We start from the raw sequence: 15,146 nt of genomic DNA on the forward strand, positions 1-15,146 counted from the left end.
CTCTACTCTTTATCTTGCATTTGACTTTGCGCTTTCATAAGCGCCGCTTGTTTCTTGTCAGCTTCAATTTCAGAAATGATAATACCGAATTTCTCGTCCATTACGATTGCTTCACCGATGCCGACTTTCATATTACTTAAATACACATCTACTTTATGTCCTAAGTTTTTCTCTACTTCAAGAACATCGCCAACTTTTAACTGCTTTACATCACCAAGCGTAATAGATGACTTTCCAAGCTTTACACCAAGTTCAATCGAAATATCTGAAACAGTATCGATATGTGCTTTGCCTGCTTCATTTCGCTTTCCTGCAAAATCTTCTAATCCCATTAATGACACAGGAGATACTTCATGCTTCATATGGATCCTCCTACTCTACAAAACTTTTAAATAGGAGCGCCTTACGCGTTCCATCTTTTCCAATAAAACAATTAAATTTATGCTTTCCATCTACATAACCAAGTAATTCATCCGAAACTTTCGTATGAAGCGGAATAATATCGCCTTCTTCAATTTGTTCAATCTCACTCATTGTCATTTTCTGCTCACCAATCGCAACGTGAACAGGTTTGTACACTTGATTTACTTTCACTTCCACTTCAGACGTATACTTCCTACGTTTGTCTGAAGAATGTTCGACAATATTTTCAGACGTTAACTTATCCATAATTTCTTCAACAGATAAGAACGGAATCCCGATACGCACCGTCGTATTCCAGAAATCTGTTTTCATATTTACGTTAAGTAATGAAATTATATCGCTCGCTGTCGTAATCTTTAATGCATTCGGATCTGTTTCCGTCGTTACAAATTTTGGTTCAATCGCAACAACACTTTCAAATGATTGCTCTAAATTTTTACAAAGAAGCAAAAATATATTATCAAGCGTTAAAAACTCAAATGCTGTTAACGGTCTGCGCATCGTAAAGTTACGCTTACTATCTCCGCCAAGCCAACATTCATGAATATAAATAACGAATGCTAAATCAATCTCAATAACAATTTCTCCAAGCTCTGGTAAACCGAGATCAATCACGCAATATAAATAATAATCTTTCGGCATTTTCTCCACATACTCACTCGTAAATGGAACTTGCTCAACTGTTGAAGGCTCTAGTTCAATTGGAATACGCATACGCGCTGATAACGTCTGTGACGTCTGTTTTCCAAACGTAGAAGCAATCGCTTGCAAACTACGTAAATGCTCAACACCGAACTTCTCTGGTCTATTAAAATCATACTCTTGAAATTTCTCTTGCTTTCCTGCTTCTTGTGCGAAAGCTGGCATTTCCTCGCCTTCATTTACCGCCTTCAGCAGGGCATCAATTTGCTCTTGGCTTAATTTTTCGCCACTCATGACAATCCCCTTCCCTACCTTTTCAATTCAACGATTTCAACGTACATCTTCCCATTCTTCGTCAAAATCTTTCCGGTTCCAATCTCTTCATTCTCAAGCATAAGACGCACCGTATTTTTCGTTGAATTTTCAAGACGATACAATGTACCTTTCGTAATATGAAGCAGATCTTCAATTTTCTTTTTCGTATTTCCGATTTCAAAATAAATTGTTAACGGAATATCATCTTGTAATTTCAAATCTAGCCAACTCCCATATCATGTTCACGAAAATTTCATGTTCTCTCTATATATGAAACTCCCTATTTTGAAACGTCGATATTTAATATTTTTTTAATATATCCTTGCGTTTCTTTAAATGGCGGAACGCCTCCGTACTTTCTCACATTCCCAGGACCAGCATTATAAGAAGCAAGCGCCAATACTAAGTCGCCATTATTTTTCTTTAAATAACCGCTTAACTCTTTCACGCCACCTTCAATACTTTCAGCTGGTGAAAAGGGATTCTTCACACCCATCTCCTTCACATTCGCTGGCATAAGCTGCATAAGTCCCATCGCACCGGCATGTGACACCGTTTTCGGATTAAAATTAGACTCTACTTCAATCATTTTTTGAATTAACGTTTTTGGAATTCCGTATGTACGACTTACACGATCAATAATATCCTCATACTTCCCTTCATTGGAAGAACGTATTTTTTGAATATTATACTTCTTCGTTAATTCCCACGTATCAACAGCCTCATTTTTCGTTTCTGGGAAACGTCGTTCAAACTCTTTTTGCGCAACTTGCACTTCATCTGCTTTCTTCGTTTCAACCTTTTCTTCAGGTTTACTCGCTTCCTCTACTTTATTAATAGTTTCTGCCGGTTTATTAACAACCGCTTCTATTTTCGTAGATTGTACCGGCTGACTCATATCCTCTACTTTTGCCGGCTGCGTAGTTCCTTTCGTCTCCTTCGCAGTTTCACTCTGCAACTTCTCTTGAAAACGACTACTAACAAATGCTTGTGGACTACTTAGCTTTTGCTGAATTTGTCCTTTTTTATATGCAAGCACTTCTTTTACTATATTTCCAACTATCATAAAATCACCTTTTCGGTAAACAAAGATAATCTAATATTAGAGTTTTTTTTTAAAGTTTGCAATAATCCTTTTAATAATTATGTAATAAAAAAATGAATATATTGTTAAACTGTTATTTTTTTATATTTATTAATTCGAATTTTTAGTTGACACCCGCTATGACAGGGATTACAATAAATCTCGAAATTGATTTTTTCGCATATTACCGTTTTTCAATTTGCAGAAAAGTCAATATAAAAAAATGGGGGTTTCTTAACATGAGAATTAATACAAACATTAACAGCATGCGTACTCAAGAGTACATGCGCCAAAACCAAGCAAAAATGAGTAACTCTATGGATCGTTTATCAAGCGGTAAACGTATCAATAGCGCAGCTGACGATGCAGCAGGTCTTGCAATCGCAACTCGTATGAAAGCTCGTGAAGGCGGCTTAAACGTTGCTGCCCGTAACACACAAGATGGTATGTCTTTAATCCGTACTGCAGATTCAGCTTTAAACTCTGTATCTAACATCTTACTTCGTATGCGTGACCTTGCAAACCAATCTGCAACTGGTACAAATACTACAAAAAACCAAGTTGCTTTAAACAAGGAGTTTGCTGCATTAAAAGAGCAAATCACTTACATTGCTGACAATACTCAATTTAACGACAAAAACCTATTAAAGTCTACACAAGAAATTAAAATCCAAACTCTTGACTCTGATGCAACAGCTCAACAGATTGGAATTAAATTAGAGGGTGCGAGCCTTACAGATTTAGGTATCGCAGACTTATCAATCGAAACTGCTTTAACAGATGATGCAAAAAAATCTATTGAAGCTTTTGACAAATTTAAAGCTGACTATGCTAAAGCAGCTAACCTTACTGATCAAAAGGCAGCTGTAGCTGCATTTGGAGCTGCATTTAAAGCAGCAGGATTTGATAGTGCAGATGCAACTAAAGTTACAACAGCAGCAACTGGCTTTGCAACAGCAGCAACAGATCCAACAACAGCAGCAAAAGGATACACTGATATTGTAAATGCTTTTGATGCAATTAAAGATACTGCAAAATTAGATACTGCAAAACCATCAGCTCTAAATGCAGTTGGACAACTTGATGCTGCTCTTACAACAGTTGCTGATAACCGTGCTACTCTAGGTGCTACATTAAACCGTCTTGACTTCAATGTAAACAACCTTAAGAGCCAAGAAAACTCTATGGCAGCTTCTGCTTCTCAAATCGAAGACGCTGACATGGCGAAAGAAATGTCTGAAATGACTAAGTTCAAAATCTTGAACGAAGCTGGAATCAGCATGCTTTCTCAAGCAAACCAAACACCACAAATGGTTTCTAAATTATTACAATAAGCCATTTGAGTTAGTTTCCTGAATAAACCTCTCTGCTTGCGGAGAGGTTTATTTTTTATTTATTAGCTTTAGAACACTAACTATATCAATCTATAAGGAGTGTCTATTATGCGTATTAGTACGAATATTTCGAGTATGAATGCTAGACAGTCGTTTTATGAGAATGAGAAACGTATGAATGTTGCGATGGAGCATTCGGCTACTGGTAAGAAGTTAAATAACGCTTTTGATAATCCTGCAAATGTTGCGATTGTAACTCGTATGCATGCGAGAGCGAGTGGTATGCGCGTAACCATTCGAAATAATGAGGATGCGATATCGATGCTACGTACGGCAGAAGCTGCCCTTCAAACTGTTACGAATATTTATTTTGCAGCACATGCGTGATTTAGCCATTCAATCCGCAAACGGGACAAATTCAAATGCAAACCGTGATCCACTAAATAAAGAGTTTCAGTCTTTAACAGAACAAATTGGCTATATTGACGAGACGACGGAGTTTAATGATTTATCCGTATTTGACGGTCAAAACCGCCCAGTTACATTAGACGATATCGGTCATACAATAAATATGACGAAACTTATTCCCCCTTCCCCTACACAACATGACATCAAGATTTCAACAGAACAAGAAGCAAGAGCGGCGATTCTTAAAATTGAAGAGGCTTTACAAAATGTATCACTTCATCGTGCTGACCTTGGCTCTATGATAAATCGTTTACAATTCAATATTGAAAATTTAAATAGCCAAAGTATGGCGTTAACAGATACTGCATCTCAAGTTGAAGATGCAGACATGGCACAGAAGATAAGTGATTTTTTAAAGTTCAAATTATTAACTGAAGTTGCGCTTAGTATGGTTTCACAAGCAAATCAAATACCGCAAATGGTTTCCAAGTTACTACAATCTTAAAAAATTATCTTCCTTCTTTGAAACGATTCCATACAAAATAAAAGGGAAATACATATAAACTATGTATCTCCCTTTTATTTTGTACCCAAATTTTATTACTGTGTTACGGTCATAACTTGTCCGCTACGATCAACCATAATTTTCATTTTACCGTCTTGTGCATTATATAGCCCTAGTTTATGTAATTCCATTTTACAATCTTGTACGAAAGTTGGTAATTTACGAATTTGATCGATATCAGAACTTGTAATGAAATGAATTAAAAGCTGCGTCATGCCTTTAATATCTTGTACAAGCTCTTCTTTCTCTCGTTTTAACCTTTCATTTTCTAGTTGTAACGACCGCAATTCACCTTCTAGGCTACGTGTATTCTTTGCTTCTCTAGAACGCCCTGCTGCCATGCTAGAAAGCTTATAAATACCTTCCATAAACTGATGTAGTTCGTCTTCTTTTCTTTCACTACACTGATTAATTGTTTCAAAGTTATCAACGATACCAGATATAACTGTTACAAGATTTTTTTCATCCTCTTTATGTTGGATTTCTTCTTTTAATTCGTACTCGTTTTCTTGTTTTCTTGCAACAATTGTCTCTTTTACTGGTATATATTTTCGCTTTCGTCCTGGTTTTTGTTTTTCAATATTTTCAAACGGTATTTCACGTTTTTTCAATTTATAATACGTATTTTGCAATTGACTTTCTGTTTTTGGAAAAAGATTTAGTTCATTTTTACTTACGTATTTTGAAATATTTAAAATGTTTAAACCGTGACGTTGACAAAATTGATACACTTCATACAGTAGCTCTAGTTCAGACTTCAACCATGTAATTGCTGATTTTTCATATGCTTGCATCCCGCCATTTTTTTCTATATCTATTTGAAATAATACCATTCTATTATGTAAATCAACTAATTCTTCATACTTTACTTGGAATTCTTTTTCTATTTTTTTAAATTCCACCTCTAGTTGCATATCGTTCATTTTATTATTTGACATGTTTTGTAAAAGACCTAATACATTAATTGCTGTGTGGTGATACATAATCTGTGCCACTCCCCCTCATCCTTTCACAATTCTCATCTGACTCCCATGTCTTTTAAGAAAATAGCAATTTTTACATATCCATATTATAACAGTTCGAAATTATCTGTCAAATAATTAACATACAAAAATGTATAGAAAGTATAAAAATTTGGAAAATGTTTTTTTATTAATATGTAAAATTGCATATTAATTACATTTAATTATATTATATGGTATTTTGAATATTTTTTCACCGAAAAAATTTGCGTTACCACGAAATGTTACTAAAATAACCCTCGAAAATACGTTTGCTTATATTTTCGAATCAAAAATCTTTATTTGAAGATTTTTTCATACATACAGCGCCAAACATCTCAGAAACCTTTCATTTTTCTGCCAGGTTAGAGTATAGAATACCAAAAAGGAATTAGCCAATGCTACATATGGCTAATTCCTTCCTCTCTCTAACAGAATAGAGTTATAAATCCAATCTTCAAATCCTCAATCGAAGTCTCACTTCTTCTTACCTAAAACTACTTCATAACTCTGAACTCACATCGCATGAGACTCTATTAATCACTGAAAACTTACTTACATAAGTAGTTTCCCCTATTCCTACTAAATAGAAAAATGTTATACACCAGCTCTTCTACTTACCTATAACCACTCCATATCTCTGGTCTCAACATCGCGGGCTCTATTAAGCACTGACCGCTCAACACTTAGCTAGAGCTTCTATTCTGGCTAGATAGAAGCTTTTAAAGCACTAACTTATCAACTAAACCAATTAGCTCTTGAATATCTGGCTTACTTACTTGAGCATTTGCTCCTACAGCTTCACCTTTATGGAATAATTCATTTGTAATTAATGAAGAGAAAATAATGACTGGTAAACGATTCATTACTTCACTATCCTTAACTACTTTTGTTAAATGATGTCCATCCATTTTTGGCATTTCAATATCCGTAATTAGCAGGTGAATATGTTCAAACATTTTTTCGCCTTGCTCTTTCGCTAATTTTTCAATTTGCGCTAACGCTTCTGCACCATTGCTGAAGAAGTTCATTTTTGTATATCCAGCTGATGATAATGTTTCTTCTAATATTTGGCGAAGCATCGCTGAATCTTCTGCAATATAAATTACTTTTTCAGCTCGATCTGTTTTTTGTTCTAACCCTGCAATTGATTTATTGTCATAACCAGTGCCGCTAATTTCACATACAATTTTTTCATAATCTAATAGTAAGATGATTTTGCCATCTAGTTTTACAATACCAGATGTCGTTTCTTCTAGTCCCATAGATAATGAAGCTGGTTCATCAATTTGTTCCCACGAAATACGTTGAATACGATGCACTTCATCAACGCGGAAAATAACTTTCATTTGGTTTAATTCTGAGATGATAAATTTCGTTTGATCAAGTGGCTTTGTTGACTTTAAATTAAGAGCCATTGCCAAGTTAATAACAGGTAAAATTTCACCACGTACTTGAACAACACCTTCAACTGCATGATGAGATTCTGGCACAGTTGTAACAGGGAATGGATTAATGATTTCACGTACTTTCATTACATTAATACTAAATAGGTTTTCACCAACAGTGTACGTAACAATCTCTAATTCATTTGTTCCGCTTTCTAATAAAATACTTTGTGCTTGTGACATAAAGGTGTCGCTCCCCTTCCATTAATTCCGTATATCTAATTATTAAGCTTTATAAAAGCGAAAAAGTCAACTACCTATATAAAAAATATAGATAGTCGAACGATTCATTTTATAAAAAAACAATTAATCTTGTATAAACGAAGCAAGTGCCTCTAATAACACTTCTTGTGCTCCTACAACTTCCGTCGGCATTGCTTCCCATTTTTTCGAAAGCTCGGTCTCTACTCTTATTCTCAACTCAGAATTCATTTCGGCTAGCACATATTCTTTCGTTGCTATATCAACATCAAGTAGCGCAAGTGCATATAATTCCGGGTCATTTATTTTTTCGAATAATCGTTTTAATACCACCGGTGCTATATGTTTTAATTTTTCAATATGAATTTCCTTATCCGAAAATAGTAACTCATATTGAATAAACGTAACATTTTCTTTAATCACTTTAAAATAACAATTATTTTTTTTATCATTTACAAAATAACCGTTTGGATCTGCAATAATACTTTCTACTTTACGAATTAAATCTGGCAAACTATTCGCCGCCATTACAGTCCGCTGCTCAATCTCACTCGGCGAAATGAATGTAACGCGATACTTATTTTGCGCCATCCTCCTCACCTCTCCTTTTATAAAAATCTATCATCACATACTATCCAGAAGGCACTGGCCTACTATGAGATGATTATCTCATCTCCAACTATCTCAGTACGCCTCCATAGCTCTATTCTTACAACTAGGAGCTCTTCTGGATCATAACTGTTTATCTTGCTTACCTCTTCTTATACTACCCTAGTAACTCTTCATACCTCTGTCCTTACACACCAGTCGAGTCCCTATTAGGCACTAACCGCTCCAAAACAACGCTGGGTCCTCTCGTCAACCCTAAAAAGAGCTTTTAAGATCTTTTTTAAGAACTTTTCAATAACTCTATGTTATTAAACCAAAACGCTATCTGCTGATCCGTAATATCAGGCAACATAACAAAAAACTCACGACACTTCATCTCATCCTTAAACAGTTGATACTTCCAAACGCTATCGCTACCAACACTTATGAAATAAAACTCATGGATACGGCCAATGATTGCTTGTTTTTCACCAAATGAATACGGAGGCACTTGCTTAATTTCAAATTGATCTGGTAAATATACATGCTCTTCTCGTTCTATTTTTAATACTTGCTCGGCAAGTTCACGTTTATTTTCGAAAAAAGGCAATTGTAAAATTCGCTCTTGTCTTGTCATACGAATAAAAAACCCTTTCTACTCCATTACATTTTTTCATTACGATATATTATCGAATTAAGTTTACAACTTCATTTAATACTTCATCTGAAACTTTAATTACTTTCGCATTTCCTTGGAATCCGCGTTGGTATAACATTAAGTCAACGAACTCTACAGATAAATCTACGTTTGCACCTTCTTGTGCACCACCACGTACTTTACCCGCACCGTTTTGACCAGATGCACCAAGAGCTAAAATACCTGTTGTATTCGTCGCTGTATAGTTACCATTACCTGTTTTCATTAGTCCGCCTTCGTTCGGGAACATCGCAACAGCTAATTGACCTGCAGATTTCATACTTCCATCAGAATATTTTACCATCACATATCCACCGTCAGCAATGAAACAATCTTTAACCGTCGCTGCTGCTCTACCATCTACGTCTGTTACTGATAATGTTTTATCTGTTGGATGGTTTGTTAAATGACTTAAGTCTAATTTTATAGAGCCGCCATCAAATGGAATATTGGCCCCTTGCTCTTTCGGATTTGGATTTCCAACAGCATCAAATGTCATATTACCACCTGCACCTTGAACATCCTTAAACTCTGTTTCTTTTTTCGAGTCATTACGCATTTGTACTTTATATGTATAATTATGTTCGCTCGTTTGTTTAAACTCGACACGCATTGTCCATGTATTTCCCGCATTATCATATACAGGTAAATCTTGTGTAATTTGTTTTTCACCAGTTGGAATATTCCCTTTAATTGTCCCTTTCGATGTTCGAATACCACCAATTGCTGTTCCCATTGGAATTTGCAACGGTCCTGGAATTCCAGATAAATCAACTTCACCAGTTGCCTCATTTGCAGGGTATGCAAATACGTATTGACCTTCAGTATTCGTAATATAGTAATCTGAAGATATCCCAAACGTACCTTTACGAGTAAATTCCATATTTCCGCCTTTTGAATCACCTACAACGAAGAAACCATTACCTTCCATTGCGGCTTGTGTTTTGCCACCTGTTAACGTAATTGTACCATCACTATAATCCGTAACCGTACCACTCATTTTCACACCGTTACCAATACTTTTCGGATTCGTTCCTGCATATTTACCGTCACCTTTTGCACCAATCGAATTGTTATATAGTAAATCATCAAACATTGCTTTTTGTTTTTTATAACCTACTGTTTGTGCATTGGCAATATTATTTGAAGTTACACTTAATGCATTTTGTGTTGCATTCATCCCTGTAATACTTGTATATAACGCTTTAATCATAACGTATGGACACTCCTTATGAATTTGTAGTTTTTACTTCTTCAGTTACTTTTTGATCGTCTTTCTTTGCGTCTTCTGGATTCGTTTCCCCAATCGGTTTATCAGACACTCTCTCAACGAAACGAAGAGATACAACCTTATTGTTAATAACGAGCTGTACATCGTTATTTTCCGCAAGGCGAACCGTTTCTACTTGACCGGTTACTTTGTTTCCGTCGCCGTCAACACCTCTTACGTATTTACCTAAAAACTTCATTCCACCATCAAGTGCTGTTGAATACATCGTTGATTGCAGCTTATCTACTGCTTTCGTCATATTCTGTACTTGTTCCATAAGAGATAACTGTGCTGTCTGATTCATCATTTGATTCATATCCATCGCATTAAATGGATCTTGATGTTGGAAACTTGATAAAAACAATTTTAAGAAATCATCTTTCCCCATTACCCCAGGAGTCTTTTGCGCTCCTGCCGAAACTCCATTACTTTGTTGCACTGGCGATTGTACACCATTAACAGGTACATTACTTTTTTGCGCTCCTGCTTGTAACGGAATATGATTTGTACTCGTTGTATTTAATCCAACTGTTGGCACTCTTTATTCCTCCAATAATCCCGCAAATTCTGTTGATTGTTGTTTTTCATGATTTGTATTTGCTAATTTCTGTTTTTGCCTTTGCTCTTGTTCTCGCTGTTCTTTTCGATTTTCATCTTTATCTGAATAGCTAATTTGAATATTGATTTCTTTTTCTTTTAATTTTAATTTCAATTCATCAAAAATGATTTCAACACGTTTTTTCGCATCGTGTTTTTCCATTTCTACGTGAACATCAATTTGATCTCCGTGTTTTTTCATAAACACTGTTAATGTACCAAGTTTTTCTGGGTTCAACTGAAATAAAACACGTTCTTGTTTCACTACAAATTTTTGCAGCGCTTCTACTTGCGCTTCCATTTTCTTTCCTAAGTCAGGTAACGAAACTTTCTCAGCACCACTATTTGATTTCCCTACTTGTTCGGTACTCGTCGTTTTATTTAATAACTCTGCACCTGCAGAGCTCGAATCGTTTAATGTATCAACTTCTGGCAACTCTACTGCATCATCGCTCTCAAGTTTTGGAAGTTCTACATCTTTAAACTCTTCTTGTTTCTTTGCAATATTACAAGTTTCTGTTTCTACAACCTTCAACGCTTGCATCGTTTGCTCTGGCATCTTCATTTTGTCTAATACTATTTGCATTGTATCTTCTAAACATATAGCATTTTTAATATTCATATTTGAAAGAAGTTCTTGTAATTGTTGTAATTCAGCTGCAGGTAATTCATTAAGTTTAATATTGCCATATTCTTTATATAGCTCTTGTATTTTTTGTATGTATTGATATAACAATTCCGGCTGCACATGTAATTGCTCAATTGCAACCATTTGCTCAGATACAGCTAATAACAACTGTTCTGTCTCTTTTTTTTCTTCTTTCTTTACAATAGGCTCTTCTTTCGTTACCGATTTTTTAGAAAGAATATAATCTTTTTTCTCTTCTGTTGGTGCTTCTTCTCGTTTCGTTTTCTCCGTTTGCGGCTGTTTTTTATTTTCCATTCTCATCGTACGATCGAATGAAGAATCTTCATTTTTTGATTGTACTTCTAGCCCTTTTTCTTTTTGCGGAGGTAAACTTTGTTGCACCGGTAATACAGACTGTATCACTACATTCACCTCATCCATTCATACACATTTTCAAATCCAGAAGCATTTTTTCTTCCAGCTTTTCTTGTGCTTTCGCAAGCTTTTTGCAATTTTCTTGATACATCTCATCAATGACACGTTCTTTTTCTTTTACTTGCTCTAAAAGGCTTTCATTTTTTTGAATAAAACCTTCCGTTTTTTTAATTTTTCGATTCCATTCTTCTATTCTTTCAGGTGAAAACGTATGTGAAGAAAGCATGCCCGCCATAATACGTTGCCCAGTTTGTACGACTTTACTACGTGATTTCACAACATATAAATCATATTCTTTTTTTTGTTCTATTTTTCTTTTTTCAGCTGTTAATTCATACACTTCTTTTAAAATATGTTCTTTTTCTTGATTTATTTGCAATTTTATTGTGTCGTACTGCTGTTTATCCACCTGTTTTCATAGCCCCTTCCTATTATAACGTTCTCTTTTTCTATTATATAGTTTTTTTCCAAAAAAATCTGTGAAATATTAAAAAACAAAAAAATAAGACCTCTTGGGCAGAGGCCTTATACTATATGGTGTATCGCTTGAACGATATCATCAAATTGGAAACTATCCGATCGACCTTGCTTTAAAAATGTATTTATACCTTCTACTTTATTTTTACATTCAAAAATATAAGCATTTTCTTCATTTTCTTGAATCGTTCCTAACTTAAAATACAATTCATTTTCTTTATAAATTGATAAAATTTTCCTCATTTCATTTGCAAGTTGCCAATGATGTGGCGACACGATTTCTTCCATAATCCTACTTACTGAATCTAATACTGAAATTGCAGGATAATGACTAAGCGTTGCAAGCTCACGCTTTAATACAATATGTCCATCTAAAATACCACGTGCTAAATCTGGTACAGGACCATTTAAATCATCCCCATCAACAAGCACCGTATAAATACCTGTTATAGATCCCTTTTGTGTTTTCCCAGACCGCTCTAACAACTTCTTCATATAACTTTCCATTAACAGTGTTTTACCACCAATCGGTAACTCTTTAACAGCAATATCAACACTTCTTCGTGCATCGGCAAAACGAGTAACAGAGTCCATCATAAGTAATACATTATTGCCTTGATCACGGAAGTATTCAGCAATAGACGTTGCGAGTTTCGCTGCACGAAGTTGCATAAGATGACTTTCATCTGACGTCGCTACAACAACGACGCTTTTTTGCATACCTTCCTCGCCTAACTCTTTTCGAATAAAGTCTTTTACTTCCCGGCCACGTTCTCCTACTAAACTAATAACGTTTATATCAGCTTTTGCGTTTTTTGCTATCATTCCAAGTAAAGTAGATTTACCAACACCTGACCCAGCAAAAATACCAATCTTTTGACCGATACCAATTGTTAGCATAGAATCAATTGATTTTATTCCTGTTTCAAATACATCGGTAATCTCTTCACGTTCAAATGCATGTATAGGCGGTGCATCTAGTTTAATTTTCTGTAATGGAATGTTTTCAGCTTCCTCATTTAACACTTCACCATTTGCACTTAACACTTTTCCGAGCAAGTGATTACCACGTGGTACAACAACATCTTCTGAAACTAATGTCACTGAATCTCCATAACATACTTTTTCTGTCTGTTCAAATGGAAGTAGCATATTATTTTCTTTTTCAATAGCAATCACTTCACATAAGACGTTATGTTCTCCAACGAAGCAAACATCTCCAATCTTCGCTTTCGGCCCTTTTGCTACGAAAAACTGTTCTTGTACACTATGAACTTTGCCTACTTTCGTATACAGTGGTGTTTCAATGAACTTATTCCATTTTTCGTTCTCATTCATTAACAGACGGCTCATACATTTTGCTCCTCAAATAGCTTCTCTTCTTCCCATTTCTGACGAAGTTTCGCAAATATAGGTGCAAATTTAAATTCAAAGAACTCTTTCTCTTCTTCCAGAACAAATTCACCAAACTGCAGGGAGAAATCATATTTCCATTCTACTAATTGTAGTAACCAATATTCTTTCGTATTTTCCTTCTCTTCTTGAATACGTTCAAACGTTTCTGGATGTACTGTAATGATTAATTTTTCAAACGAAGTTGGCAATGTTTGCACGATGCCAGTTAAAATAGGTAACACATCAAGCAATCGTGAATCTACCGCTTGATTCACGATTTTTTCTGCTAGATGAAAAGATTGATCCCATAATAACTCTGTCCATTCATATGCTGTTTCTTGTTGTTCTTTTTGAAACTGCACACGCGCTGCTTCCATCTGTTCCATTTGTTCATGAATATGCATTTGAAATTGTTCTTTATCTTGTAATAACTGCTGCCGCTCTCGTTCTAGCATTTGCTTCTCTTGCCTTAGCTGATTCATTTCCATATGTAATGACTCTTGCTGGGCGCGAAGCTCTGCATGATCAGTTTGTAATTCTTCCTCTTCTATTTGGACTGAAGCTGGTTTTGGAAATTGTAATTCATACGTTTCTTCAGAAAAAGAAACAGAATTCTTCGGAATTCTGTTTTTAAATAAGGACATCCTCTTCACCTCTTTGAACGATAATTCTTCCTTCTTTCTCTAGCTTTTTCACTGTACCAGTAATCGTTTGCTGCGCTTTTTCAGCATCCGTCATCTTAAGCGGTCCTAAGCCATCTAATTCTTCTAGAATCATCTCTTTACGGTTTGAAGACATACATGTAAATAATTTCTCTTTAATTTCTTCTTTTGCAATTTTAAGTGCTTTCGCAAGAACACCGTTATCTGTAATTTCTTCTAATACACGGCGAAGCGCAAGATCTTCAAGACCAAGTAAGTCTTCAAAGACAAACATATTTTCTTTAATTTTCTCAGATAACTCATAATCGACTTCATCCAGCTTTTGGAAGACTGTTTTTTCAACACCACGTGAAACATTATTTAAAATGTTTACGATTGTTTTCAAGCCATCAGTTTTATTAATTGCACTGAATGCCATATTATTTAATTTCGATTTTAACAACTCACCAATTTGATTAATTAATTCACCATCAACTTGTTCTAACTTCGCAATACCCATTACCGTCTCTACTCGTTTATGATCTGGCAATCTCTCAATTAATTGAGACGCAAGTTGCGGTTTAATATAAGAAGCGATAATTGCAATTGTTTGTGGTGACTCATCATTAAGCACTGTAAGAAGTGGTTCTAAATCTGTAAGTGAATTTAAGAATTCAAATGGATTATCTTTGTTATACCAAAGATCTTCCAATAATTTTTCCAGTTCGTCTTCTGGCATGTTTTTAAATATGCGACGAATGTATTCTTTATCTGGAGTGACTAAGTTCAATTCTTTTACATTTAGTTCATATAAGAACTCTCCTAGTACATTTTCTAACGTTTCTGGTTTGTATACACGAAACTTTGCGATTTCACGAAGTAATACTTCTTTTTCCTCAGCTGTCATATATTCAATGACTTTTGCTGCCACCCCTTCTTCTAATGTACGAATAAGGATGGCAGCTTTTTCTTTGGAGGAGATTTCATCTAACATCGT

The 15,146-nt window shown here is 35.1% G+C and carries 16 protein-coding genes and 1 pseudogene; 2 read left to right on the forward strand and 15 right to left on the reverse strand.

The window, feature by feature from the left end; translation table 11 throughout:
• Nucleotides 1–2: 2 nt before the first annotated feature.
• The 4 genes from fliN to ACS2FK_RS16520 all read right to left on the reverse strand — a co-directional run bounded on the left by fliN (nucleotide 3) and on the right by ACS2FK_RS16520 (nucleotide 2,446).
• Nucleotides 3–362, reverse strand: coding sequence for a flagellar motor switch protein FliN (fliN, locus tag ACS2FK_RS16505; RefSeq protein WP_000680010.1), 360 nt, complete (start codon nucleotides 360–362; stop codon nucleotides 3–5).
• A 10-nt stretch (nucleotides 363–372) separates the two neighbouring features.
• Nucleotides 373–1,359, reverse strand: coding sequence for a flagellar motor switch protein FliM (gene fliM, locus ACS2FK_RS16510; RefSeq protein WP_000012361.1), 987 nt, complete (start codon nucleotides 1,357–1,359; stop codon nucleotides 373–375).
• A 14-nt stretch (nucleotides 1,360–1,373) separates the two neighbouring features.
• Nucleotides 1,374–1,598, reverse strand: a complete 225-nt coding sequence (locus ACS2FK_RS16515) for a flagellar motor switch protein FliN (protein ID WP_000775712.1) — start codon at nucleotides 1,596–1,598, stop codon at nucleotides 1,374–1,376.
• Between the two features lie 62 nt (nucleotides 1,599–1,660).
• The gene (locus ACS2FK_RS16520) at nucleotides 1,661–2,446 is read right to left on the reverse strand and encodes a lytic transglycosylase domain-containing protein (RefSeq protein ID WP_063546975.1); all 786 of its coding nucleotides are present in this window, start codon (nucleotides 2,444–2,446) and stop codon (nucleotides 1,661–1,663) included.
• Nucleotides 2,447–2,703: 257 nt separating this feature from the next.
• Here ACS2FK_RS16520 and ACS2FK_RS16525 point away from each other — a divergent pair, with 257 nt between their 5' ends.
• Nucleotides 2,704–3,798 carry a flagellin N-terminal helical domain-containing protein gene (locus ACS2FK_RS16525; RefSeq protein WP_063546974.1) on the forward strand — a complete coding sequence of 365 codons (1,095 nt, stop codon included), beginning with the start codon at nucleotides 2,704–2,706 and terminating at the stop codon, nucleotides 3,796–3,798.
• Nucleotides 3,799–3,906: 108 nt separating this feature from the next.
• Nucleotides 3,907–4,711: pseudogene (locus tag ACS2FK_RS16530) on the forward strand (flagellin N-terminal helical domain-containing protein).
• 95 nt (nucleotides 4,712–4,806) lie between these two features.
• Here the strand turns inward: ACS2FK_RS16530 and ACS2FK_RS16535 are convergent.
• The 11 genes from ACS2FK_RS16535 to fliG all read right to left on the reverse strand — a co-directional run bounded on the left by ACS2FK_RS16535 (nucleotide 4,807) and on the right by fliG (nucleotide 15,143).
• Nucleotides 4,807–5,754 (reverse strand): DNA-binding domain-containing protein, encoded by a 948-nt coding sequence (locus ACS2FK_RS16535; RefSeq protein ID WP_063546973.1) that lies wholly within the window; start codon nucleotides 5,752–5,754, stop codon nucleotides 4,807–4,809.
• A 740-nt stretch (nucleotides 5,755–6,494) separates the two neighbouring features.
• A complete protein-coding gene (locus tag ACS2FK_RS16540) occupies nucleotides 6,495–7,403 on the reverse strand; it encodes a chemotaxis protein (RefSeq protein ID WP_000075943.1) in 909 nt (302 codons plus the stop codon).
• Between the two features lie 123 nt (nucleotides 7,404–7,526).
• Entirely contained in the window at nucleotides 7,527–8,012 is a 486-nt protein-coding gene (locus tag ACS2FK_RS16545) for a hypothetical protein (RefSeq protein WP_063546972.1), read from the reverse strand.
• Between the two features lie 298 nt (nucleotides 8,013–8,310).
• Nucleotides 8,311–8,646 carry a DUF3964 family protein gene (locus tag ACS2FK_RS16550; protein ID WP_016122222.1) on the reverse strand — a complete coding sequence of 112 codons (336 nt, stop codon included), beginning with the start codon at nucleotides 8,644–8,646 and terminating at the stop codon, nucleotides 8,311–8,313.
• Nucleotides 8,647–8,695: 49 nt separating this feature from the next.
• The gene (locus tag ACS2FK_RS16555) at nucleotides 8,696–9,919 is read right to left on the reverse strand and encodes a flagellar hook protein FlgE (RefSeq protein ID WP_000588324.1); all 1,224 of its coding nucleotides are present in this window, start codon (nucleotides 9,917–9,919) and stop codon (nucleotides 8,696–8,698) included.
• 16 nt (nucleotides 9,920–9,935) lie between these two features.
• Nucleotides 9,936–10,514, reverse strand: coding sequence for a flagellar hook assembly protein FlgD (locus tag ACS2FK_RS16560; protein ID WP_001143462.1), 579 nt, complete (start codon nucleotides 10,512–10,514; stop codon nucleotides 9,936–9,938).
• Between the two features lie 3 nt (nucleotides 10,515–10,517).
• Nucleotides 10,518–11,624 carry a flagellar hook-length control protein FliK gene (locus ACS2FK_RS16565; RefSeq protein ID WP_063549268.1) on the reverse strand — a complete coding sequence of 369 codons (1,107 nt, stop codon included), beginning with the start codon at nucleotides 11,622–11,624 and terminating at the stop codon, nucleotides 10,518–10,520.
• Nucleotides 11,625–11,634: 10 nt separating this feature from the next.
• Nucleotides 11,635–12,045 carry a hypothetical protein gene (locus ACS2FK_RS16570; RefSeq protein ID WP_000360860.1) on the reverse strand — a complete coding sequence of 137 codons (411 nt, stop codon included), beginning with the start codon at nucleotides 12,043–12,045 and terminating at the stop codon, nucleotides 11,635–11,637.
• Between the two features lie 116 nt (nucleotides 12,046–12,161).
• The gene (gene fliI, locus ACS2FK_RS16575; RefSeq protein ID WP_017762977.1) at nucleotides 12,162–13,466 is read right to left on the reverse strand and encodes a flagellar protein export ATPase FliI; all 1,305 of its coding nucleotides are present in this window, start codon (nucleotides 13,464–13,466) and stop codon (nucleotides 12,162–12,164) included.
• Nucleotides 13,463–14,152, reverse strand: coding sequence for a FliH/SctL family protein (locus tag ACS2FK_RS16580; RefSeq protein WP_025709197.1), 690 nt, complete (start codon nucleotides 14,150–14,152; stop codon nucleotides 13,463–13,465). Before ACS2FK_RS16580 ends, fliI begins: the two co-directional genes overlap by 4 nt.
• Entirely contained in the window at nucleotides 14,139–15,143 is a 1,005-nt protein-coding gene (gene fliG, locus ACS2FK_RS16585; protein ID WP_000883364.1) for a flagellar motor switch protein FliG, read from the reverse strand. Before fliG ends, ACS2FK_RS16580 begins: the two co-directional genes overlap by 14 nt.
• Between the last annotated feature and the right edge of the window lie 3 nt (nucleotides 15,144–15,146).

Source organism: Bacillus cereus group sp. BceL220, from assembly GCF_051776965.1.
In the GTDB taxonomy this organism is placed as follows: Bacteria; Bacillota; Bacilli; order Bacillales; family Bacillaceae_G; genus Bacillus_A; species Bacillus_A cereus.